The following is a 21,557-nucleotide window of genomic DNA, read 5'->3' on the forward strand; positions in this document are numbered from 1 at the left end:
TTATTTATTCAAAAAACGCTTTAGCAATCATGCTTTTCATATCTGGTCATTCTCAGCATGGTTAAGCCACGGCAGAAACTCCGCTCCCGCCCTTTGAACCTGAAACCACAATGCGACAGGAAACCAGTGCGGGCTGTTTAGAATAAATCCAGCTGCGCCCGGTTTGCCGATTTGGCGGGTCGAGCCGGCGGGACAAAGGCACTGGCATCAAGCCGGTCAAACCAGCCACGCAACGCCAGCCGGTTACGCTGCACTGCTTTCTCGACACGCTGACGGATCAGATCAGCCCACACACCTTCCCCTCGCATGCGCGTGGCAAAATCGGCATCGTAATCCTTGCCGCCGCGCATCTCGCGCAGGCGGTTCATGACCCGTGCGGCACGCTCGGGAAAATACGTCTGCAACCACTGCTGGAACAGCGAGTTGACTTCCCATGGCAGACGCAACACGGTATAGCCGACACGGCAGGCACCGGCTTCGGCTGCGGCCGCAATAATGTGTTCGATCTCCGGTTCATTGATAAAGGGAATCACCGGCGCGATGCTGACACTGACGGGAATACCGGCCGCCGCCAGCGTGCGGATCACGCGCAGACGTCGCTGCGGGCTGGCCGCACGTGGCTCAAGCCGACGCGCCAGGGCAGAATCAAGGGTGGCGATCGTCACTGCTGCAATACATTGGCGGCGCGCCGCCATCGGCGCCAGCAAGTCAATGTCGCGTTCGATCAGGGAGGACTTGGTAATGAGTGCGACCGGGTGAGCGCAGTCTGCAAGAATCTGCAAAATACCGCGCGTGATCCTCAGCTCGCGCTCGCACGGCTGGTAAGCGTCCGTGTTGATCCCAACGGTGATGGTGTCGGGACGGTAGCCGGGTTTGGACAGTTCGTGCAGCAATAATTCCGGCGCGTTGATCTTGGCAAAGATACGGCTCTCAAAATCGAGCCCCGGTGACAAACCCAGATAGCTATGGGTCGGTCTGGCGAAGCAGTAGACACAACCATGCTCGCAACCGCGATAGGGATTGAGTGATACGTCAAAAGGTAAATCAGGAGAGGTGTTGCGACTGAGAATGGAGCGCGCAGTCTCTGGGGTAACGATGGTACGCAGTGGCGGCGGGTCGATTTCTTGCTGATGATGATCAGCTTGATCCGCGCCCTCAGCCGAGGCCCAGCCATCATCAAAATCAACCCGTTGCAGTACCTCATAGCGGCCTTGCATGTTGCTGACGGCACCCCTGCCCTTGATGCCGGTATAGGCCTGCGAGAACTGCTCGGCAGCACTCTCTCGCTTGCGCGCCGTCTGCAAGGGTACTCGCTTGAAACTGGACTTTCCCATGTGCACTCACCTTGCCACAACAAAATATACTGTATATATAGACAGTATATCTCATCAATGGGGGCAAGGGAGTATGTTGAATCCTGCCTTGGATCCTGACTTGAAACCGATTTTAGACCGCTTCGGCGCCAGTCTCACCGGTACGGATACGGATCACCTGACCGATATCCTGAACGAAGATCTTGCCATCGCCGATCTTGCCGGTGCGCGCGGCCTTGATGATGGCGTCGATCACAGGCTCGACAACGCTGTCGTCGACCACGACTTCAATTTTGACCTTGGGCAGAAAGTCGACCACATATTCGGCGCCACGATAAAGCTCAGTATGGCCTTTCTGGCGACCGAAACCCTTGACTTCGGTGACCGTCAAACCAGTTACACCGACCTCGGCCAGCGATTCGCGCACTTCGTCCAGTTTGAACGGTTTGATCACTGCAGTAACTTGCTTCATGGCAACTCTCCCCTATAAGATCGCGCTAAACACGATTCAATTTATCAAAATTTCAGCTGCATTGCAGCATTTGCTGCACAACCATCCTTTGCTACAACGGCTTCCTGCGGCTATTCTCTGAATTTGGACGTAATCGGATAGCGCCAGTCACGCCCGAATGCACGGTGGGTGATCCGGATGCCAACGGGTGCCTGGCGACGCTTGTATTCGTTGATCTTGATCAGACGCGTGATGCGCTCAATATCCTCGATCCGATAACCGGCTGCTTCAATCTCGGCAATGCTGCGATTTTCTTCCATGTACAGCTGCATGATGCCATCGAGTACCTCGTACGGTGGCAATGAATCCTGATCTTTTTGGTCGGGACGCAGTTCGGCCGAAGGCGCGCGCGTCAGAATCCGCTCGGGAATCACTGGCGAAACACTGTTGCGGTAGGTACACAGACGATAGACCAGTGTCTTGGCAATATCCTTGATTACCGCAAAACCGCCCGCCATGTCGCCGTACAGGGTGCAGTAACCGACGGCCATTTCGCTCTTGTTACCCGTAGTCAACACAATCGAGCCATATTTATTGGACATCGCCATGAGTAGCGTACCGCGGATACGGGCCTGAATATTTTCTTCGGTGGTGTCTTCCTTGAGACCAGTGAATTCCTGCGCCAGCGTCTCGCGGAAGGCGGAGAAACAGGCATTGATCGAGATTTCGTCGTAACGCACCTTGATCCGTTCAACCATGTCGCGCGAATCCAGCCAGGAAATATCAGCGGTATAAGGCGATGGCATCATGATGGCACGCACTTTGTCGGCACCCAGTGCATCGACAGCGATGGCCAGTGTCAGCGCCGAATCGACACCGCCGGACAAGCCGATCAACACGCTGGGGAAGCCATTTTTGCCGACATAATCACGCACGCCTAACACCAATGCCTGGTACACCTGAGCTTCGATCGACAGCACCGGCACCTGTGTGCCAGCCTGCACCGCAGCACCGTCAAAACTGATCAATTGCAGGTCTTCCTGAGCATGAGCCAGCGTCGCTACGACTTGCCCGGCAGCGTCCATGACGAAGGAATTACCGTCAAAAATCAATTCATCCTGGCCACCGACCAGATTGGCGAATACCAGCGGCAACCCCTGGCTGGTGACATTCGCACGCATCACCTCATGGCGCAGCGACTGCTTGTGCATGTGATACGGCGAGCCATTGAGTACCAGCAGCACTTGGGCACCGCCTTCACGTGCCAGCGCCGGTGCCCGTGGCAACCAGGTGTCTTCACAGATGTTGATGCCGAAGCGGGTGCCCTTGACCTCGAATACCAGTGCCTGCTCACCACTTGTGAAATAACGCTTTTCGTCAAACACGCTATCGTTGGGCAACTCCAGCTTGTGATAGCTGCCGACAATCTGACCATTGCGCAATACTGATGCGGTATTGAACCGCACGCCATCTTGCAGGCTGGGGTGCCCCACCACCACACTGACATCGGTCAAGCTGGCCAGCTCAAGTGCGAGCTCACGCAACGCCGTATCGGATTTTGCGTAGAATGCCTGACGCAGCAGCAAATCCTCAGGTGGATAACCGACTAACGACAATTCAGGGGTAAGCACGATATCAGCGCCCTGTGCAGCGGCGCGACGGGCGAATTCAGCGATCTTGCTCCGATTGCCAGCAATTTCTCCAACGGTACTGTTGATCTGGGCAATGGCGACTTTGACTAACATGATGGCGACAAGTAAGAAGATGACGAATGAAAAAAACCGCATGCTGAATCTGGTTGCACGGAGCACCCGGCCGTGAAAGACAAAGGTGCAACCGACACGGTGGCAAGCGCAAAGGGCGATGTGCAGCCAAATACGAAACCAGAAGCGCATTATCGCATGCGAATCATTTCTTCTCTGGACGAAGTCGGCGCCGACGCCTGGGATGCACTGATTGCCTTGCAAGCCCCGGCTGATCGAACACCCTTCCTGTCCTACGCCTTCTTGCATGCATTGCATGAAAGCGGTTCTGCCAGCGCTGACACCGGCTGGGAACCGCACTACCTGACCCTATGGCAAGGACCGTCTGCGCACGCGACACTGGCTGCCGCCATGCCGCTTTACCTGAAGTCGCATTCGTATGGTGAATATGTATTCGACTGGGCCTGGGCCGACGCTTACGAGCGCAATGGTCTGCCCTACTATCCCAAGCTACTGTCAGCGATCCCCTTCACACCGGTCACCGGTGGCCGCCTGCTGGCGGTGGATGATCCCGCCCGTAGCGCACTGATCTCAGCGTTAGGTCAACTGCAGTTAGCTGCGAAGACCTCCTCTACCCATATCCTGTATCCACCTCAGGCGCAGGCAGAACAACTGGCCGAGGCAGGCTTCCTGCTCCGTAGCGGGGTGCAGTTCCACTGGCACAATCAAGGTTACCGGAATTTTGAGGAATTCTTATCGACGCTAGAGCGCAAGAAGCGCAAGAATATTCTGGCAGAGCGCCGCAAGGTCAGTGATGCCGGCATCCGTTTCCGACACCTGTCCGGTACGCAGGCGAGTGAGGCTGACTGGCGCTTTTTTCATCGCTGCTACCGCCACACGTATGCAGCGCATCATTCCAGCCCTTACCTGAATCTGGATTTCTTCCTGCGCATTGCCGCGACGATGCCACAGCATCTGTTGCTGACGGTGGCCTACCGCGATGGTGAGTCGTCTCAGACCGCCCAGCCCATTGCCGCATCGCTGGTCCTGCATGATGCCGAGCGTCTCTACGGGCGCTACTGGGGAGCGCTGGAAGAAGTACCCTGCCTGCATTTTGAAACCGCTTACTATCAGCCGCTGGAATTCTGCATTGCGCATGGCATCGAATGGTTTGAAGGTGGCGCGCAGGGTGAACATAAAATGGCCCGCGGTTTTTTGCCACAGAAAACCTGGTCGGCGCATTGGCTAGCGCATCCGGCCTTTGCCGACGCCATCGAACGCTTCCTGGAGCGCGAAGGCGGCGGCATCGACAACTATCTCAATGAGCTCAACGAGCACAATCCATTTCGACGGTCTTGAGAGGACAGCGGTGGCAGCGCTGACAGCTGTGGCTTTGCGATCAAGCTGGATACTTAATACCTAAAAGACAGCAACTTTAGAACACGTCCTATATTTATTTGCCAATACCTCTCTTAGCATTCGCCTTCTTTTACGTTGCTCCAACGTGACCCAAGAATGCATTCCAGAGAGGACCATGGCTACTATCAAACGCATTATTCCACCGCGCATTCTCAAAAGCGGTGTAGTCGAATATCACTCTGTCACCTCGCCGCCAGATGACAGCATCGCCATGTGCCACAAGGTACCCGACCGGATTATCCCGGTGATCTTTGTGCCGGGCGTGATGGGATCGAATTTGCAATCGATTACCAAGAACAAGGGTGGAAAATCAAATCCGGTATGGCTGGTCAACAGTACTCTCGGTGTCGCATTAAGCTGGGCTTTTCAAGGTGCGGAGCGACGCAAAAGTCTTCTTGACCCTGCCAAAACCGAACTCTACCGTGCTGGCGATTTACCAGCGGACGCGGCTCCACGCGGTGTGTTCCATACCCACCCAGCACCGACTCAGGAAGAAATTGATCAGGAGCTACGGCGGCGTGGCTGGGGTGAAGTTTCTCATCTGAGTTACGGCCCCTGGCTCAAATGGCTGGAAGAAAGTCTCAACGACGCCGACTACAGCAAGTCTGGAATGGAATATGCCAGCAGCGGTTTGCGTCCACGATTGATGAAGGAACTGGTCGCCAATGCACCCGGGATTGAACCACTCACCTTTGATGAAGTCGGGCTGTCCTACCGCTATCAGTTTCCGGTGCATGCGGTCGGCTACAACTGGCTGCAATCAAACAGCGATTCAGCGACCCGGCTAGAAGCCAAGATTGATGAATTCATCGCCTATTACAACAGGACCTATGTCTGTCAAAACGTGATCCTGGTCACCCACTCGATGGGGGGGCTGGTGGCGCGTTACTGTACTCAAGTACGCAAGCAACAGGGTAAGGTATTGGGTGTGGTACATGGCGTCATGCCAGCAACAGGTGCTGCTACCGCCTACAAACGTGTAAAAGCCGGTGTCGAAGGAGTTGCCGGCATTGTGGTCGGTGATGACGCTGCAAAAGTCACCGCCGTGTTTGCGCAGGCACCCGGTCCATTGCAACTGCTGCCCAGCAGAGAGTATGGCAACGGCTGGCTCAAGATCAAAAATGGGGATCAGCGCATTAGTTTGCCGCTGCACAATGATCCTTATGGTGAGATCTATACCGTACGCGGGAAATGGTGGGGACTCATTGATGACAAGCTGATTAATCCTTCGGATCCAAGAAAGAAAACGCTGGATTCAGATTGGGCGGCATTTGAAACACTCATTGATAAGCCAGTAAGTCAATTTCACGACGCCATCGCCCACCGCTACCATCCCGTCACCTATGCCTTCTATGGCGACGACAAGGCACACAGCACTTGGGGAGACGTCCTATGGGAGCGCAAGCCCACCCTTGCTACGGGTAAGTTGAATATCGTCAAGCCCAGTGAGGATATCCAGGGCAGCCGCGTGCTACACGACTCTGGACAAGGCCAGCAAGTGCTCTGGCTTAAAACAGGTAATACTGCCATGCCAAGCGTATTCACCCTCGCAGAAGCCAATGAACATGGTGACGGCACGGTACCAATCCGCTCCGGCAAAGCACCGCAAGGGAAAGTCAGAGTTTGCGTAGGCTATCCCGGGGTCGAACACGAAGGTGCCTACAAAGAGGAAAAACAACGTCTGTTCACCTTGTGGTCCATCGTCAAGATTGCCCAACAGGTCAAGCCCCCCTTGCGTTATGAGATCGACGGAGATTGTCCGCCATGACATTACGCCCTCTTCTACAAACCATCTTTGCACTGAGCCTGATGCTCTCACTCAGTGCCTGCCAACCAGCCCCCTTGACTGCACAGGAGCACGCTACCGTGACCGAACTCACTACCGACATGAAGACCCATTGCGTAGGTCGCTATCTGATTGATATGCCTGCTGACATCGAGGCCTATGGCACCGCTAAATTGCGTGGCATCGATGCCAAAGTGGAAGCGATGACACAAGAGGAATTTCTTCATGGAATGCGAAAACGGGAAGCCGAGTTAAAAGCGACAAAGAGCTTGCTTGGCTACCAGTTTTTGTACGGCGACAAAGAATATCCTATCCCCGGATCAAGCACGAAACAATTAAGGTCCAGAGACATTTGGCATTTCATTTCGCTTGGTAGTGACGGTGAGCCAAGTGATGCCAATCGCGTTATTGAGGCATATAAATGGGATCGTGGTTATCGCATCAAGCTCAAAATAGAGGGGTCAGACTTTGCAATGTCGCGTCATAAAGACGAGCCATGGGTTAAGAAGAAATCGAAGGAAAGCCAAAACGATGTTCCCAGCAAACTCCAAGCCGTCCTCAGCATGCTATATCGGTTCCGCGCACTGGAACCGGGCGAAATCCCGAAAGATCCTGGCGTCTGCCTGACCGGCGGCTTTATCCAGACCAGCATTGTTGACCAGGAGGAAGTTTCGATAGAATTCCGATTGAAGCAATATCAAGATGTGTTTTTTGAATTCGATACGAATACCAACCTTACGGAAAAAGACACCCTGTTACAGCGCGGCAGCCAGATCAATGCAGCCCTTAAAAGTCGTGATGGCAAAACGCTACGCAAGGGAAGTCTGGATTCCAAGGACTTGCCAACAGCCGAGGAATGGCTTGCTTCTGCAAGAATGCACGCAGGTGCACTCGGTCATTTCTTCATGCTGGAAGCCAACTCGCTCAACGACAGCGCTAAAACGCCTTTGCTTTCCTTCAATATGGAAACAGGTGTATTCGAAAAATACCAAAAAAACATTCCAGAGCATGCCTCACTGACTGAAGGCGAAGCAATCGCTGTCTGGGATGCCATCTCCCGCTCAATCCGCATGCGTCCGGAAGCGATGGACTTCAAGACAGTAGTACTTCCCCGTTCGACACTCACGGTACCTATCGTCAGCAGTGGACAGCCTTGCCCGGAGAGCGGTCACTGGATTACCAGGTGCGATGGCGAACCCTATTCCCGGCTTGTTTTCAAGGGCAATCTCATGCCCTCCATTGCGGTCATGCAAGCAGTTCCCTATCGCTGGTTACCTACCCGCATCAATACCTGGCTGGCGCAACGACAACGCCTGCCTACGATACAGGTCGAGCGTGAAGTGCGCTGGATTCTGCAGACGTTCTTGGAATAGTGGATAACACTCTCAGTGCTTGTTCGCCGTAGTGTTCCGTCACCTGACATTGATGCATTTTATTTTTATCGCCGCCATGACATTGCCCCCTCTTTTAAAAACCATGTGTGCACTGAGTCTGATGCTCTCACTCAGTGCCTGCCAACCAGCACCCTTGACCGCACAGGAGCACGCTACCGTGACCGAACTCACTACCGACATGAAGACCCATTGCGTGGGCCGTTATCTGATTGACATGCCTGCTGACATCGAGGCTTATGGCAACGCTAAATTGCGTGGCATCGATGTCAAAGTGGAAGCGATGACACAAGAGGAATTTCTTCATGGAATGCGAAAACGGGAAGCCGAGTTGAAAACAACCAAGAACGTGTTCAAGTACCAATTTCTTTACGGCGACAAAGAATATCCCGTCCCAGGGGAAAGCACTGAGAAATTAAGATCAAAAGGTATTTGGCATTTCATTTCGCTGGGAAGCTATGCGGATCCGGGAGATACCAAACGCGTGATCGAGGCGTATAAATGGGATCGTGGTTATCGCATCAAGTTAAAAATAGAGGGTGCGGATTTTGCAATGTCTAGTGACAAAGATGAGCCATGGATTCAAGAAATGTCGAAAGAGGAGCAAAACGATGTTCCCAGCAAACTACAAGCCGTCCTCAGCATGCTATATCGGTTCCGCGCACTGGAGCCGGGCGAAATCCCGAAAGATCCTGGTGTCTGTCTGACCGGCGGCTTTATCCAGACCAGCATTTTTGACCAGGAGGAAGTCTCGATAGAATTCCGATTGAAGCAATATCGAGATGTGTTTTTTGAATTCGATACGAATACCAACCTTACGGAAAAAGATACCCTGCTACAGCGCGGCAGCCAGATTAAGGCTGCCCTTAAAAGCCGTGATGGCAAGACCCTACGCAAGGGAAATCTGGATTCAAAGGACTTGCCAACAGCCGAGGAATGGCTGGCTTCTGCCAGGATGCACGCAGGTGCACTCGGTCATTTCTTCATGCTGGAAGCCAACTCACGCAACAACAACGCTAAAACGCCTTTGCTTTCCTTCAATATGGAAACAGGTGTATTCGACATAGATCAAGTGGACCGACCAGAGCATGCCTCATTGACTGAAGGCGAAGCAATCGCTGTCTGGGATGCCATCTCCCGCTCGATCCGCATGCGTCCGGAAGCGATGGACTTCAAGACGGTAGTACTACCCAGGTCGACACTCACGGTACCCATCGTCAGCAGTGGAGAGCCTTGTCCGGAGAGCGGTCACTGGATTACCAGGTGCGATGGCGAACCCTATTCCCGGCTGGTTTTCAAGGGCAATCTCATGCCCTCCATTGCGGTCATGCAAGCAGTTCCCTATCGCTGGTTACCTAAGCGCATCAATACCTGGCTGGCACAACGACAACGCCTGCCAACGATACAGGTCGAGCGTGAAGTGCGCTGGATTCTGCAAACGTTTCTGGAATAAGGGAAGACATATCGGGCAAGACCAACTTCGCTCAATATGTTGTCTCCCCCAAAAATAGGGGGAGAGTATTCAGGGGACATCGGGAGTTGATCCCACGCCTGAACGCACCCGAAAGTGCGCTTGTTTTAATGCAACCAAGCCGGAACAGAATTACTTGGCTTCTTGCGCCTTGTTGTATGCCGCGACGCCTGCCAGGATTTCTGCCTTCGCCGACTCAGGGCCTTCCCAACCGTCAATCTTGACCCATTTACCCTTTTCCAGATCCTTGTAGTGTTCAAAGAAATGCTGGATCTGCTTCAGACGCAGTTCGTTCAGGTCTTCCGGCTTTTGCCAGTGGGTGTAGATTGGCAAGACCTTGTCCACTGGCACGGCCAGCAGTTTGGCATCGACGCCGGATTCGTCAGTCATCTTGAGCACGCCGATCGGACGGCAACGCACGACGACGCCTGGGAACAGCGGGAACGGTGTAATCACCAGTACGTCAACCGGATCACCATCTTCCGACAGAGTTTGCGGGATATAACCGTAGTTACATGGGTAGTGCATTGCGGTGCCCATGAAACGGTCAACAAAAATCGCACCGCTGTCCTTGTCCACTTCGTACTTGATTGGATCGGCATTCATCGGAATTTCGATAATCACGTTGAAGTCGTTAGGCAAATCGCGGCCGGATGGGACGTTATTGAGGCTCATGGTGCTTTCTCGCAAAGAATGGAAAGAGGAAAAATGCAGAATTTCAAATTTTCAGAACTGCAGAATTATAGCCGCTTTCAGCGCCAAAGCCCGAATCTGCAAGACGTTAAGGGGGATGAGCAAGTGAGGGGAGCTTAACAAAACGGCCGCTTGATAAAGGCAGCCGTGAATAAAATATACAAAATATCTACGAGGCTTAGCGGATCGCCGTCGCCAGCGCGCATTGCTTGTAGTGCGCAGAGGCTTTTTCCGGCTGCTCGAGTGCTTCGAACAATTGCGCCAGCGCCAGATGCGACTCACGAACTGCTCGCGGCTCCAATGCATCCGACAGGGCTTGCTCCAGATGGCGCTGGGCCTTGCCCCACAGCTTCTGGCGCAGGCAGAACATACCCAGCGTCAAGGCCAGTTCGGCATCGGTGGGACGTTTGGCCAACCAGGCTTCACAGCGCTCGATCTGCGCCAGCAACTCTGACGAACCCGCTTCGGCGGTGGAATCACGATAAGCACGCACCAGACGATCATCCCAGTCAGCTGCCAGTGCCCGTTCCAGCAAGGTACGTGCTTCAGCGTGCAGGCCACGACTGCCAAATGCCTGTGCAGCACGGGCAGCAATGAATGGCTTCAGGCGATCTGCATGCGGTACTTCTGCCCACAGTGCACGAATCGATTCAACGTCATGTGAACGATCCGACAGCAAGGCGTCGTAGGCCATTTCACGCAGGCGGTTGGACAAGGCTGGGTGGAGCGCATTGCGCTTGTCCAGCGTTTGCACCAGTCGCAACACCTCAGGCCAGTTCTTGGCCTGTTGGTTGGCCTTGAGCGCCCATTGCAGGGCCTGAATATGGCGCGTGCCATTGGCATTGAGTTCTTCGACCGTTTCCAGTGCTGCCTTGAATTGATGGTCATCGACCAGCAGTTCAAGCGAGGTCATCAGCCGCGCCGCCTTCAGGGTTGGATCAGAGACCGTGGTTTCCAGCCAGATATCACGCCGCTCGACCTGACGCATACGATGCGCTGCACGCGCACCGATCAGTGCGGCAATACCAGCGTTTTCAGGCAGATCAGCAGCACGTGTGGCAGCCTTTTCGGCATGACCGAAGCGACCTTCGAAGAAGGCCTTCAGCGATTCACGCAATGCCTTGATACCTTCACTTTCACGCTTTTGACGGCGGTAGGCAATCACGCGCGCAGGCAGTTTTTGCGTCATCCGCACAGCACGGATGAGTACGTAGAGCACCAGAAACAGCACCACCAGTGCAGTCAGGAAAAAATTCAGCGACAGGTCAACCCGGTACGGCGGATAGAACAGCACCACATTACCGGGGTTGAAACGTGCCAGCACTGCCAGACCGATGGCAGAAGCAAACAGAGTGAGGAGCCAGAGGAGAATTCGCATAAGAGTTTCTGTCGCTTGAGATTAATGCTGGCTCTTGTAACTGCGAACCGCATCAATGCTTTCGCTCAGCGTGGGCATCTGGATCGACAGGTTGCTGCTTTGCACCTGCTTGAGCAGTGCCTGTGCAGTCTGTACCTGTTTGGCCCGGCTATCAAAGTATTTGGCAATCGTATCCTGCGCTGCGCCGAGGTCGTTGCGGAACGCAAATTCATTGCGCGACAGCAGCCCCAGACGGGCATTGAGCAGGCGTAGCTTGAGGTTTTCCCGTGCGTAGTAGGCTTCGGTCGGCGACAGTAACAAGGCATCTGGTGTATCCACGCTGCGGATACGTACCAGTTGCTTGATCTCGCCCCACATCTCGGCGCTCAGACTCTGCCACTTGTCCTGTGCACCGGCCAGCCATTCGCTGGTGGCGGTGACGTTGGCAGCGCTCTTGCCATTTGGCTTGCCGGACTTGTCGTGGGCATTATTGGCACTGGCAGTAACGCGCACAGGCGAAGCCTGCTTCGGTTGCGTGGCAGACTCCACCGGCTTTTCATCCGACAGCAAAGGCATGCCGTCGATCTGGCCGATGATGCTGTCGAGGCGCACGGCGATGCCGGTCACATCGGCAATCGGCAAGGCTTTCAACCGTTCCTGATCACGGGCGATGGCGCGACGGATCGAGACAAATTGTGGTTTGTCGGAACGCGACAGGCTCTTGTCCGCATTTTGCAACGCGATCAGTGCACCTTGTACATTGCCTGCCAATTCCAGCTGCTGGCTGGCGGTCGACAAAACTTCTTCAATTTCAGACAGCGCCCAGTCGTCGCGATTCTTGGATAGATCCTGATACAGCTGCTCCAGTGCCAGTTGCTGGCTTTGGGCTTCCGCCTGCTTGCTATCGAGCACACCGACCCGCGCCTGCAATTGACTGGTGTTGTCCTGCAAGGTCTTGAGTGCGCCCTTGACTTCGGCATTGGCAGTGTCGCTGCTCTGCAGGCGACGTGCGACTTCTTCACGCAAACCACGGATTTCGGTATGCGAGACCCACCATTGTGCAACCACCACAACAGCCAGTACGGCCACCGAGATAGTCAGCAGGCGCAGGCGCTTTTTCAGCACGCCATTATCCACAAGGTCAAAGGAAGGCCGCGCAACGCTGGCCGGCAGCACAGACTCCACTTTGGCGTCTGGCTGATTCTGGTCGGGGGAAGAGTGCAGTTCATTCATGGTGCGGATTGTAACGCGGCAATCAGGCGTTCGTCGCCTGATCCGCAGACGACGACAGAATAGAAACCCAGCGATTGCGCGGTTTCCGCGATGCGCTGGTGTGATACGAGAATTTTTTGTCGTTGCAATTTTACAACAGCCTCGGTGCCGAGCGCCATCGTCGCGAGCGCAAGCAGGTTACGCAATGCCTCCGAACTGGTGATCACCCAGACACTCTCCATTGCCAGCAACTGACTCAACTGCTCCAGCATGTGCGCATCCGGTTGCGGTGCCAGACGCTGGTATGCGGTCACATGATCTACATCGATCTGCTCGGCACGTAACATCTCGGTCAGAAAATCACGGCCCGCCTGACCACGCACTATCAATACCCGTTTGCCACGCAGTTGGGTCAGATCGAGCACCTCAAACAAGGCTGCTGAATCCATGCGCTGATGCGGACCGGGTACCAGTATTTGCGCATTGCCAGTATCCACGCCGTGACGTTGCAATGCCAGACGACTGCCTTCACCGACAATACCGATGGCAACTCCGGCGGGCCATTGCGAGATCTGTCCAAAGACAGCATCAATGGCATTGGGGCTGACGAACACCACCAACACATAGTCAACCAGCCTTGCCAACGCGGCCTGCAGCGCGGAACAATCCTCCAGCGCAGCAATGGTCAGTAACGGAAACACGACAGGCTGCCGCCCGATGGCGCGTACCTGCTGTGCAAAAAGCGTGGCCTGCACCAATGGGCGGGTGATCACAACAGGGCCTTGCGCACAGGTAGTCACGCTGCTTCCTTTCGGATCATTGACATTAAGACGTGAGCTAGCAGGACACCAATCATGCCGCAGTCAGGCAAGGCTCAGTTGCCATCTGCCTGCACCTTGCAGGCAGCCAGAATGGCATCAGCCCCCTGCGCACGCAGCAAAGTGGCGACTTGTTGCCCAAGCGCTTCCGGGTCAGCTGCCGCGCCGCGTACTTCAGCGCTGGCGATCTGACTGCCATCAGGCATAGCCACAATGGCGCGAAGATGCAGTTGATCACCGTCGAGTGTGGCAAACGCCGCCAGCGGAATCTGGCAACTGCCGCCAAAAATACGTGACAAGCTGCGTTCGGCGGCTACCGTCAGGGCGGTCTCGATATGGTTCAGTGGTGCCAGGACCTGTTGCAGATCCGCACGCTGCGCCGGGATCTCAAACGCCAGTGCGCCCTGCCCTGGCGCTGGCAAACTGTCTTCAGGCGAAATCAATGCGCGAATCCGATGCTGAAGACCGAGCCGGTTGAGGCCAGCGGCAGCCAGAATGATGGCGGCGTATTCGCCTTTATCGAGTTTGCCCAGCCGGGTATCCAGATTACCCCGTAAAGGTTTGATCACCAGATGCGGGAAACGCGCTGCAATCAGTGCCTGACGACGCAGGCTGCTGGTGCCAACCACCGCACCGGAAGGTAAATCATCCAGCGACGCATAGTCGTTGGAGACAAAAGCATCCCGTGGATCCTCGCGCTCCATGATGCCGGCCAGCGCAAAGCCGGGCGGCAATTCCATTGGCATATCCTTGAGGCAGTGCACCGCAAAATCGGCCCGTCCTTCGGCCATGGCCACTTCCAGTTCCTTGACGAACAAGCCCTTGCCGCCAACCTTGGACAGGGTCCGATCAAGAATTTGATCGCCGCGCGTGCTCATCCCGAGAATACTGATGCTGCACTGCGGATATAATGCTGCCAACCGATCGCGCACATGCTCCGACTGCCACATGGCAAGACGACTTTCGCGCGAAGCGATGACCAGACTGGAGGGAGGAAATTCTTTCAAAACGGTTCTTTCGGTAGTCGTTGGCAGAGGCCTTGGAGGCACAACTGCTGCCGCACAAAAAATATAAAAGAGATTAATTACAACGATAAAGTGAGGCAAATTCTAGCACGCAGCATATTGGTAGTTCGCGTAGTAAGTCCGTCGCATCAAGTCCGTCTTTCACCCCGAAACCGTAGCATTTGTTGATTATGGCAACCAAACAAAAAAACAGCCCTTCCGCCCGTACCAAGCCTGTCTCCGCTGCCGCCGCTGCGCCAGCCGCGATTGCCCCCCAACGCATCAATGACACCAGCATCAGTATCAGCAAGCGCACTGGCAAAACCAGTACAGACAAGGATGCCCCGCTCAAGGAAGACATACGTCTGCTGGGCCGCCTGCTGGGTGATGTGCTACGTGATCAGGAAGGTGAAGCGGTCTTTGAAGTGGTCGAAACGATTCGCCAGACTGCCGTGCGTCTGCGCCGCAATTCCGATGCCAAGGGTGATGCCACCGCTGGTGCCGAACTGGACAAGCTGCTCAAGAAACTCACGCGGGACCAGACCAACTCAGTGGTGCGTGCGTTTTCGTATTTCTCGCATCTGGCCAATATTGCCGAAGATCAACACCACAACCGTCGTCGTCGCGCCCATTTGCTGGCTGGCAGCACGCCGCAACCAAGTAGCGTTGCCTACGCGCTGGCGCAACTTGACGATGCTGGCGTGTCCGGCAATACCGTGCGCAGCTTCCTCAACGATGCCCTGATTTCGCCCGTCTTGACGGCACACCCGACCGAAGTACAACGCAAGAGCATCCTCGATGCCGAGCGCGAAATCGCCCGCCTGCTGGCGCTGCGTGACCAGCCGCTGACACCCAAGGAGCTGCGCGACAATACCGCGCTGCTGCGCGCCCGTATCGCCACGCTGTGGCAAACCCGGATGCTGCGCTACACCAAGCTGACAGTTGCCGATGAAATCGAAAACGCCCTGTCCTACTACCGCATCACCTTCCTGCGTGAGTTGCCGGCACTGTATGACGACATCGAAGAAGAGATCAATACCCAGTTCCCGGCCCGCGCACGCAGCAGCGCCCCGAGTGAACTGACGCCGTTCCTGCAGATGGGTAGCTGGATCGGTGGCGATCGCGACGGCAATCCCAATGTCAACGCCACCACCATGCAACGTGCCTTGCAGCGGCAATCGGCTACCGTGTTTGACTTCTATCTCGATGAAGTCCATACGCTGGGTGCCGAATTGTCGATCTCGACGCTGATGGTTGACGCCAGCACTGAACTGCTGGCACTGGCCGACGCCTCGCCGGACAACTCCAACCATCGTGCTGACGAGCCTTACCGGCGCGCACTAATTGGCGTCTATGCACGGCTGGCGGCAACTGCCCGTGCGCTCGGCGTGGTCAACATTCTGCGCCAGGAAGTCGGCGCCGCGGCGGCCTATGCCAGCCCGGAAGAATGTATTGCGGAACTGCAGATCCTGATCGACTCGCTGCGTGCCAACCACGGTGCTGCGCTGGTCAAACCAAGACTGTCGGTCCTGAAGCGCTCGCTGGAGATTTTTGGCTTCCATCTGGCGACGCTGGACATGCGTCAAAGCTCCGATGTGCATGAACGCGTACTCGGCGAATTGTTTGCCGCGGCCCAGGTCGAGGCATCCTATGCCAGTCTGACAGAAGACAAGAAGGTCGCCTTGCTGCTGGCCGAACTGAGCAAGCCACGCCCACTGTATTCGCCTTACCTGGATTATTCGGACGAAACCAACTCGGAACTGAGCATCCTGCGCGCAGCGCGTGAAATCCGTCAGCGCTATGGTGCACGCGCAATCCGCAACTACATCATTTCGCACACCGAGACCGCCTCCGATCTGCTGGAAGTGTTGTTACTGCAAAAGGAAACCGGCCTGCTGCATACTGCCGGCGGAAAACTGCTGGCGCTGGACCTGATGGTCGTACCGTTGTTTGAAACCATTCCGGACTTGCGCTGCGCCGCCGATATCATGGAGCAATGGCTGGCCTTTCCTCTGGTCACACCGTTAATCGCCAAACAGGGCAAGCTGCAGGAAGTAATGCTCGGCTATTCCGACTCCAACAAGGATGGCGGCTTCCTCACCTCGAACTGGGAGCTCTACAAATCGGAGAACCGGCTGGTCGATCTGTTCAACCGCGCCGGCGTTAAACTACGTCTGTTCCATGGTCGCGGTGGCACTGTCGGTCGTGGCGGCGGCCCGAGCTATCAGGCGATCCTGGCACAACCACCGGGCACCGTGAACGGCCAGATCCGTCTGACCGAGCAAGGCGAAATCATTGCCTCCAAGTTCTCCAATCCTGAAATCGGTCGCCGCAATCTGGAACTGCTGGTCGCAGCAACGCTGGAGGCAAGCTTGATGCCGGCAACTGGCGATGCCGCTGAAACCCGCAAGCTGGGTGAGTTTGAGCGCATCATGGACGATCTGTCGGAGCGTGCCTATCAGGCATATCGTAATCTGGTCTATGAAACCCCGGGCTTTACCGATTATTTCTTTGCAGCGACACCGATTGCTGAAATTGCCGAACTCAATATCGGTTCGCGCCCGGCATCGCGCAAATCGACGCGCCGTATCGAAGACTTGCGTGCGATTCCATGGGGCTTCTCCTGGGGACAATGCCGTCTGCTGTTGCCGGGCTGGTTTGGTTTTGGCACTGCCATCTCGGATTGGCTGGAACAAGGTGGTAGCAAGGAAAGCGCCAAGCGTCTGGCCAGCCTGCGGGCAATGGTCAAGCAATGGCCGTTCTTTGCAGCATTGTTGTCGAACATGGACATGGTGCTGTCCAAGACCGACCTTGCGGTGGCAGCACGCTACGCCGGACTGGTGCCGGATCGCAAACTACGCAATGCGATCTTCAACCGTATCGTCAATGAACATGAACGCACCAGCCAGATACTCAGCGCAATCACCGGCAACAAGGAGCGCCTGGCAGGCAATCCATTGCTGGCCCGTTCGATCAAGAACCGCTTCGCCTACCTGGATCCACTGAACCACCTGCAGGTCGAGCTGATCAAACGTCACCGTAGCACCACTGCAGCAGGTCGCGCGGTTGAGGAACGTGTTCAGCGCGGCATCCACCTCACCATCAACGGTATTGCGGCTGGCCTGCGCAACACCGGCTAATTGCTGTGACAACACCGGTGCGCTGTAAACTGGCGCACTGGTTTGCTCAAATTAACATCTCCCCGTTCAAACTGCGCTAACGGACGATAGTAAAATTGTGGTCAGTATTACTCAGACTTGCGCTACCGCCGCACAGCATGACTTCATTTTTCTGGCAACTTGCCGATATACAAAGATTGTCCCTGCAACAGAATCAGAAGATCGAATTCACCATTGCCACAGGCAATGCACATAAGCCAAACCACTCGTCTAGCAAAAACAAAGGAATCCGCCATGAAAACCCGGGCTCACGCCATTGCGGCTCTCTGCCTTTTCCTCCTCAGCGGTACTGTCATTGCACAGAGCAAACAGCCCAAGCTACCTCCTCTGCATACCGAACGGGTCAGCCTGACCAGCGAGGAAGGCGCGAGCAGCAAAGCGACGGCACTATTTGGCTTCTGGTTCAAGGGTAAAGGCAAGACACCCGACAAAAAGGCCACCATCATTGCCATGCACGGTTGTGGCGGGCTGTATAGCAGCGTGGGCAAGGAAGACATCCTGTTCACGCCGCGTTATTTAGGTATGGCGCGTACGCTCACCGATGCTGGCTATAACGTCTTGTTCCCGGACAGCTTCACGCCGCGCGGACGTCGCTCGATCTGCCAGGAAAGTCAGCAGCAGCGTATTGCCAGCAGCGAGTTACGACGGGAAGACTTGGCCGCAGCATTGCGCTGGGTCGCTACGCAAGATGATGTCGATACCAGCCGCATCGCTTTCCTGGGTTGGTCGCATGGTGCCACGACAATCCTGTCGGGGATGAATATCGCCACGCCGGAAGTCGCGGTACGCAAGATTCAACCCAAGGCGGCAGTGGCGTTTTATCCGGTCTGCACCGCCTATTCCAAGGAAAAAACGCTTTACAAGCCCGTCGCACCCATGCTGATCCTGATGGGCGAGGATGACGACTGGGCACCACCACAAGACTGTCAGGCGCTAGCGCATAAGCTGGAAGGTAGCGATACCGAACTCATCCTGAAGCTCTATCCAGAGACTTATCATGACTTTGATGCGCCGGGACTGCCATTGCATGTGCGCATGGATATTCCCGGTGTTGGCAAACGCGGCGAAGGGGTGACCATCGGCGGCAACGCGGAATCCCGCGCCGAGGCGTATCAGGAAATGATGAAGTTTCTCAAAAGCAAGCTCAATTAAGTCGTTACATAGCTGAGCAACTTACCAGTAAAAGCACGCATTCAAATAAACAGGGCGTTGCAGCCAGATTGACTGCAACGCCCTGTTTATCGATGGAACGATGGCTTAGCTGTTCTTTGCGTCAGCCGATCAGGCAACCAGCTCTTCCATTCCCGCACTCAATTCGGCAAGTGGTGGCAACTCATTGAGCAACACCGCTGGCGCAATACCGAGCCGCTGCGCGACCTTGTCGGGGAAGGTAGACTCCTTTTCCTCCTCCGAATACTGGTTTTCTTCGGCCCGTGCACGCCAGGCTGCCAAATGGACAATCGCAGCCATATTGTTGAATGGTTCAGTCTCCAACGGTGACGAAAAGCCCTTGATGACCGTGCTGAAATCATCTGGAAAGCGCCAGCGCCGGGCAAGCTCGGCACCAACGTCGGCAAAGTCATAGCCAAAGGTGGTGCGCTCCACATCCAGCCGCCGGGCGTCGATAGGACTTGCCATTTTATCTACCTGACGCGTCTGCTCAGGCATGGCGGCATGCATGACAAGTTGCCCGATGGCATGCATCAGACCGACCGTAAACGCCAGATCCGAATTGAGGTGTAATTTCTTGGCCAGCCATTTGGCGACGATCCCGGTGTGCAGGCTGTAACGCCAGAACAACTTGAGATCGACGCCGTTCATGGCCTTGAAGCTGCCAGTCAGGCCGGTGCTGACAACCAGCGTACGCACCGTCATGAACCCGAGCATCAATACGGCATCATCAACGGTTCCGACACTGCGGGAGACGTGGTAATAAGAGGAATTGGCCAAGCGCAGAATCTTGGCGCTCAATACCTGGTCGGCACTGAGTTTTTGAGAGATTTCCTCGATCGAAACGTCTTCATTGTTGAAACTTTCGATCACTTCCTGAACTACCTTGGGAATGCTTGGCAATGCTGCTTGCTGTTGAAACAGTGCTTCAAAATTCATGAGAGCTCTCCCAGTTCGAGTCATAGCAGAGAAACAGTAAAACTACGATTTGAGTATCTTGAAGATTTAATAAAAGTGCAATGCCTTTTGTGACTAAAAATTGGCTTGTAACGATATTTTTACTTCAAAAAATTTGATGCTACCGAGAGGCTTGGCCCCGGATCAGCCACCCGCGTGGCTGAAATGCTATCGACTTGCTATAATCGCCTATTCTCCGGGACCCCATCATGACCGCACAATTATCGAAAAAAGGCGAAGCCTGGTCGGCGCGCTTTTCTGAACCCGTTTCCGATCTGGTGAAACGCTATACCGCTTCTGTATTCTTTGACAAGCGCCTGGCGCAGTTCGACATTGCCGGCTCGCTGGCCCATGCCGAAATGCTCGCGCATCAGAACATCATCAGCAATCAGGACTTTGCTGATATCCAGCGCGGCATGACGCAAATCAAGGGCGAGATCGAAGCAGGCCAGTTCGAGTGGCTGCTGGATCTGGAAGATGTTCATCTGAACATTGAAAAGCGCCTGACCGAGCTGGTCGGCGACGCCGGCAAGCGTCTGCATACCGGCCGTTCGCGCAATGACCAGGTCGCAACCGATATTCGCCTGTACATGCGTGCGGCTATTGATGACATCCTCGGCCTGCTGCGTGAACTGCGCGCGGCCCTGGTGGATCTGGCGGAACAACATGCTGACACGATCCTGCCCGGCTTTACCCACATGCAAGTAGCACAGCCGATTACCTTTGGTCACCATGTGTTGGCCTATGTAGAAATGTTTGGTCGCGACGCCGAGCGTATGGCGGATGCACGCAAGCGCGTCAATCGCCTGCCGCTGGGCGCTGCTGCTCTGGCTGGCACCACCTTCCCGATTGATCGCCTGCGTGTCGCCAAGACACTGGGCTTTGATGATGTCTGCCGCAATTCGCTGGATGCCGTCTCGGACCGCGACTTCGCGATTGAATTTTGCGCTGCCGCCGCGCTGGTGATGACCCACGTCTCGCGCATGTCGGAAGAACTGGTGATCTGGATGAGTCCACGTGTGGGTTTCATTGATATTGCTGACCGTTTCTGTACCGGCTCCTCGATCATGCCGCAAAAGAAAAATCCAGACGTCCCGGAACTGGCGCGTGGCAAGACCGGCCGCGTCAACGGTCACCTGATCGCCCTGCTGACCTTGATGAAAGGCCAGCCACTGGCGTACAACAAGGACAATCAGGAAGACAAGGAACCGCTGTTCGATACCGTCGATACGCTCACCGATACCCTGCGCATCTTTGCTGATATGGCCCGTGGCATCAGCGTCAAGCCTGAGGCAATGCGCGCTGCAGCACTGCAAGGTTATGCTACGGCAACCGATCTGGCCGATTATCTGGTCAAGAAGGGCCTGCCGTTCCGCGATGCCCACGAAGCCGTCGCCCATGCGGTGCGTACCTGCGTCGACCGCAACTGTGATCTGTCGGATCTGTCGCTGGACGAACTAAAGGCGTTTTCGCCATTGATCGAACAGGATATTTTTGGCGTACTGACACTGGAAGGCTCCGTTGCGGCCCGTGACCACATCGGCGGCACGGCACCGAATCAGGTCCGTCTGGCAATTCAGGAAATCCGCAAGAGCCTGTAAGCCGACATCCATTTATTCGTACTACCGGTCTG

16 protein-coding genes are annotated in these 21,557 nt (G+C 55.3%); 7 read left to right on the top strand and 9 right to left on the bottom strand.

What is annotated here, in order from left to right; translation table 11 throughout:
- Window positions 1-137: 137 nt before the first annotated feature.
- The 3 genes from FHW66_RS06610 to FHW66_RS06620 form a co-directional block, all read right to left on the bottom strand.
- A complete protein-coding gene (locus tag FHW66_RS06610; protein WP_183378969.1) occupies window positions 138-1,334 on the bottom strand; it encodes a PA0069 family radical SAM protein in 1,197 nt (398 codons plus the stop codon).
- A gap of 112 nt (window positions 1,335-1,446) precedes the next feature.
- The gene (locus tag FHW66_RS06615) at window positions 1,447-1,785 is read right to left on the bottom strand and encodes a P-II family nitrogen regulator (RefSeq protein WP_183378970.1); all 339 of its coding nucleotides are present in this window, start codon (window positions 1,783-1,785) and stop codon (window positions 1,447-1,449) included.
- A gap of 110 nt (window positions 1,786-1,895) precedes the next feature.
- Entirely contained in the window at window positions 1,896-3,509 is a 1,614-nt protein-coding gene (locus tag FHW66_RS06620) for an NAD+ synthase (protein WP_183378971.1), read from the bottom strand.
- Between the two features lie 156 nt (window positions 3,510-3,665).
- Between FHW66_RS06620 and FHW66_RS06625 the strand changes: the two genes are divergently transcribed.
- The 4 genes from FHW66_RS06625 (at window position 3,666) to FHW66_RS06640 (ending at window position 9,516) form a co-directional block, all read left to right on the top strand.
- Entirely contained in the window at window positions 3,666-4,826 is a 1,161-nt protein-coding gene (locus FHW66_RS06625) for a GNAT family N-acetyltransferase (protein WP_183378972.1), read from the top strand.
- 175 nt (window positions 4,827-5,001) lie between these two features.
- The gene (locus FHW66_RS06630) at window positions 5,002-6,654 is read left to right on the top strand and encodes a hypothetical protein (protein WP_183378973.1); all 1,653 of its coding nucleotides are present in this window, start codon (window positions 5,002-5,004) and stop codon (window positions 6,652-6,654) included.
- 98 nt (window positions 6,655-6,752) lie between these two features.
- A complete protein-coding gene (locus tag FHW66_RS06635; protein WP_183378974.1) occupies window positions 6,753-8,045 on the top strand; it encodes a T6SS immunity protein Tli4 family protein in 1,293 nt (430 codons plus the stop codon).
- A gap of 214 nt (window positions 8,046-8,259) precedes the next feature.
- Window positions 8,260-9,516: a T6SS immunity protein Tli4 family protein gene (locus FHW66_RS06640; RefSeq protein ID WP_183378975.1), complete on the top strand. Its 1,257-nt coding sequence runs from the start codon at window positions 8,260-8,262 to the stop codon at window positions 9,514-9,516.
- 150 nt (window positions 9,517-9,666) lie between these two features.
- Here FHW66_RS06640 and ppa read toward each other — a convergent pair whose 3' ends face one another.
- The 5 genes from ppa to hemC form a co-directional block, all read right to left on the bottom strand.
- Window positions 9,667-10,209 (bottom strand): inorganic diphosphatase, encoded by a 543-nt coding sequence (gene ppa, locus FHW66_RS06645; protein ID WP_183378976.1) that lies wholly within the window; start codon window positions 10,207-10,209, stop codon window positions 9,667-9,669.
- 196 nt (window positions 10,210-10,405) lie between these two features.
- Window positions 10,406-11,605: a heme biosynthesis protein HemY gene (locus FHW66_RS06650; protein ID WP_183378977.1), complete on the bottom strand. Its 1,200-nt coding sequence runs from the start codon at window positions 11,603-11,605 to the stop codon at window positions 10,406-10,408.
- 21 nt (window positions 11,606-11,626) lie between these two features.
- Window positions 11,627-12,817: a uroporphyrinogen-III C-methyltransferase gene (locus FHW66_RS06655; protein WP_183378978.1), complete on the bottom strand. Its 1,191-nt coding sequence runs from the start codon at window positions 12,815-12,817 to the stop codon at window positions 11,627-11,629.
- The gene (locus FHW66_RS06660; protein WP_370543406.1) at window positions 12,814-13,596 is read right to left on the bottom strand and encodes a uroporphyrinogen-III synthase; all 783 of its coding nucleotides are present in this window, start codon (window positions 13,594-13,596) and stop codon (window positions 12,814-12,816) included. The genes FHW66_RS06655 and FHW66_RS06660 overlap by 4 nt, the downstream gene beginning before the upstream one ends.
- A 74-nt stretch (window positions 13,597-13,670) precedes the next feature.
- The gene (hemC, locus tag FHW66_RS06665; RefSeq protein WP_183378979.1) at window positions 13,671-14,621 is read right to left on the bottom strand and encodes a hydroxymethylbilane synthase; all 951 of its coding nucleotides are present in this window, start codon (window positions 14,619-14,621) and stop codon (window positions 13,671-13,673) included.
- 188 nt (window positions 14,622-14,809) lie between these two features.
- Here hemC and ppc point away from each other — a divergent pair, with 188 nt between their 5' ends.
- On the top strand, window positions 14,810-17,758 hold the full coding sequence (gene ppc / locus FHW66_RS06670) for a phosphoenolpyruvate carboxylase (protein WP_183378980.1): 2,949 nt from the start codon (window positions 14,810-14,812) through the stop codon (window positions 17,756-17,758).
- Between the two features lie 273 nt (window positions 17,759-18,031).
- On the top strand, window positions 18,032-18,949 hold the full coding sequence (locus FHW66_RS06675) for a dienelactone hydrolase family protein (protein WP_183378981.1): 918 nt from the start codon (window positions 18,032-18,034) through the stop codon (window positions 18,947-18,949).
- 129 nt (window positions 18,950-19,078) lie between these two features.
- On the opposite strand, the gene FHW66_RS06680 is transcribed toward FHW66_RS06675, so the two are convergent.
- Window positions 19,079-19,906, bottom strand: coding sequence for an HDOD domain-containing protein (locus tag FHW66_RS06680; protein ID WP_183378982.1), 828 nt, complete (start codon window positions 19,904-19,906; stop codon window positions 19,079-19,081).
- Window positions 19,907-20,133: 227 nt separating this feature from the next.
- On the opposite strand from FHW66_RS06680, the gene argH reads away from it, so the two are divergent.
- Entirely contained in the window at window positions 20,134-21,525 is a 1,392-nt protein-coding gene (argH, locus tag FHW66_RS06685; RefSeq protein ID WP_183378983.1) for an argininosuccinate lyase, read from the top strand.
- The last annotated feature ends 32 nt before the right edge of the window (window positions 21,526-21,557 follow it).

This window comes from Herbaspirillum sp. Sphag64 (genome assembly GCF_014192645.1).
GTDB lineage: Bacteria > Pseudomonadota > Gammaproteobacteria > Burkholderiales > Burkholderiaceae_D > Herbaspirillum.

Coding starts and splice junctions, on each gene's coding strand:
- FHW66_RS06610 (WP_183378969.1), bottom strand. CDS start 1,334: ATGGGAAAGTCCAGTTTCAAGCGAGTACCCTTGCAGACGGCGCGCAAG.
- FHW66_RS06615 (WP_183378970.1), bottom strand. CDS start 1,785: ATGAAGCAAGTTACTGCAGTGATCAAACCGTTCAAACTGGACGAAGTG.
- FHW66_RS06620 (WP_183378971.1), bottom strand. CDS start 3,509: ATGTTAGTCAAAGTCGCCATTGCCCAGATCAACAGTACCGTTGGAGAA.
- FHW66_RS06625 (WP_183378972.1), top strand. CDS start 3,666: ATGCGAATCATTTCTTCTCTGGACGAAGTCGGCGCCGACGCCTGGGAT.
- FHW66_RS06630 (WP_183378973.1), top strand. CDS start 5,002: ATGGCTACTATCAAACGCATTATTCCACCGCGCATTCTCAAAAGCGGT.
- ppa (WP_183378976.1), bottom strand. CDS start 10,209: ATGAGCCTCAATAACGTCCCATCCGGCCGCGATTTGCCTAACGACTTC.
- FHW66_RS06650 (WP_183378977.1), bottom strand. CDS start 11,605: ATGCGAATTCTCCTCTGGCTCCTCACTCTGTTTGCTTCTGCCATCGGT.
- FHW66_RS06655 (WP_183378978.1), bottom strand. CDS start 12,817: ATGAATGAACTGCACTCTTCCCCCGACCAGAATCAGCCAGACGCCAAA.
- ppc (WP_183378980.1), top strand. CDS start 14,810: ATGGCAACCAAACAAAAAAACAGCCCTTCCGCCCGTACCAAGCCTGTC.
- FHW66_RS06675 (WP_183378981.1), top strand. CDS start 18,032: ATGAAAACCCGGGCTCACGCCATTGCGGCTCTCTGCCTTTTCCTCCTC.
- FHW66_RS06680 (WP_183378982.1), bottom strand. CDS start 19,906: ATGAATTTTGAAGCACTGTTTCAACAGCAAGCAGCATTGCCAAGCATT.
- argH (WP_183378983.1), top strand. CDS start 20,134: ATGACCGCACAATTATCGAAAAAAGGCGAAGCCTGGTCGGCGCGCTTT.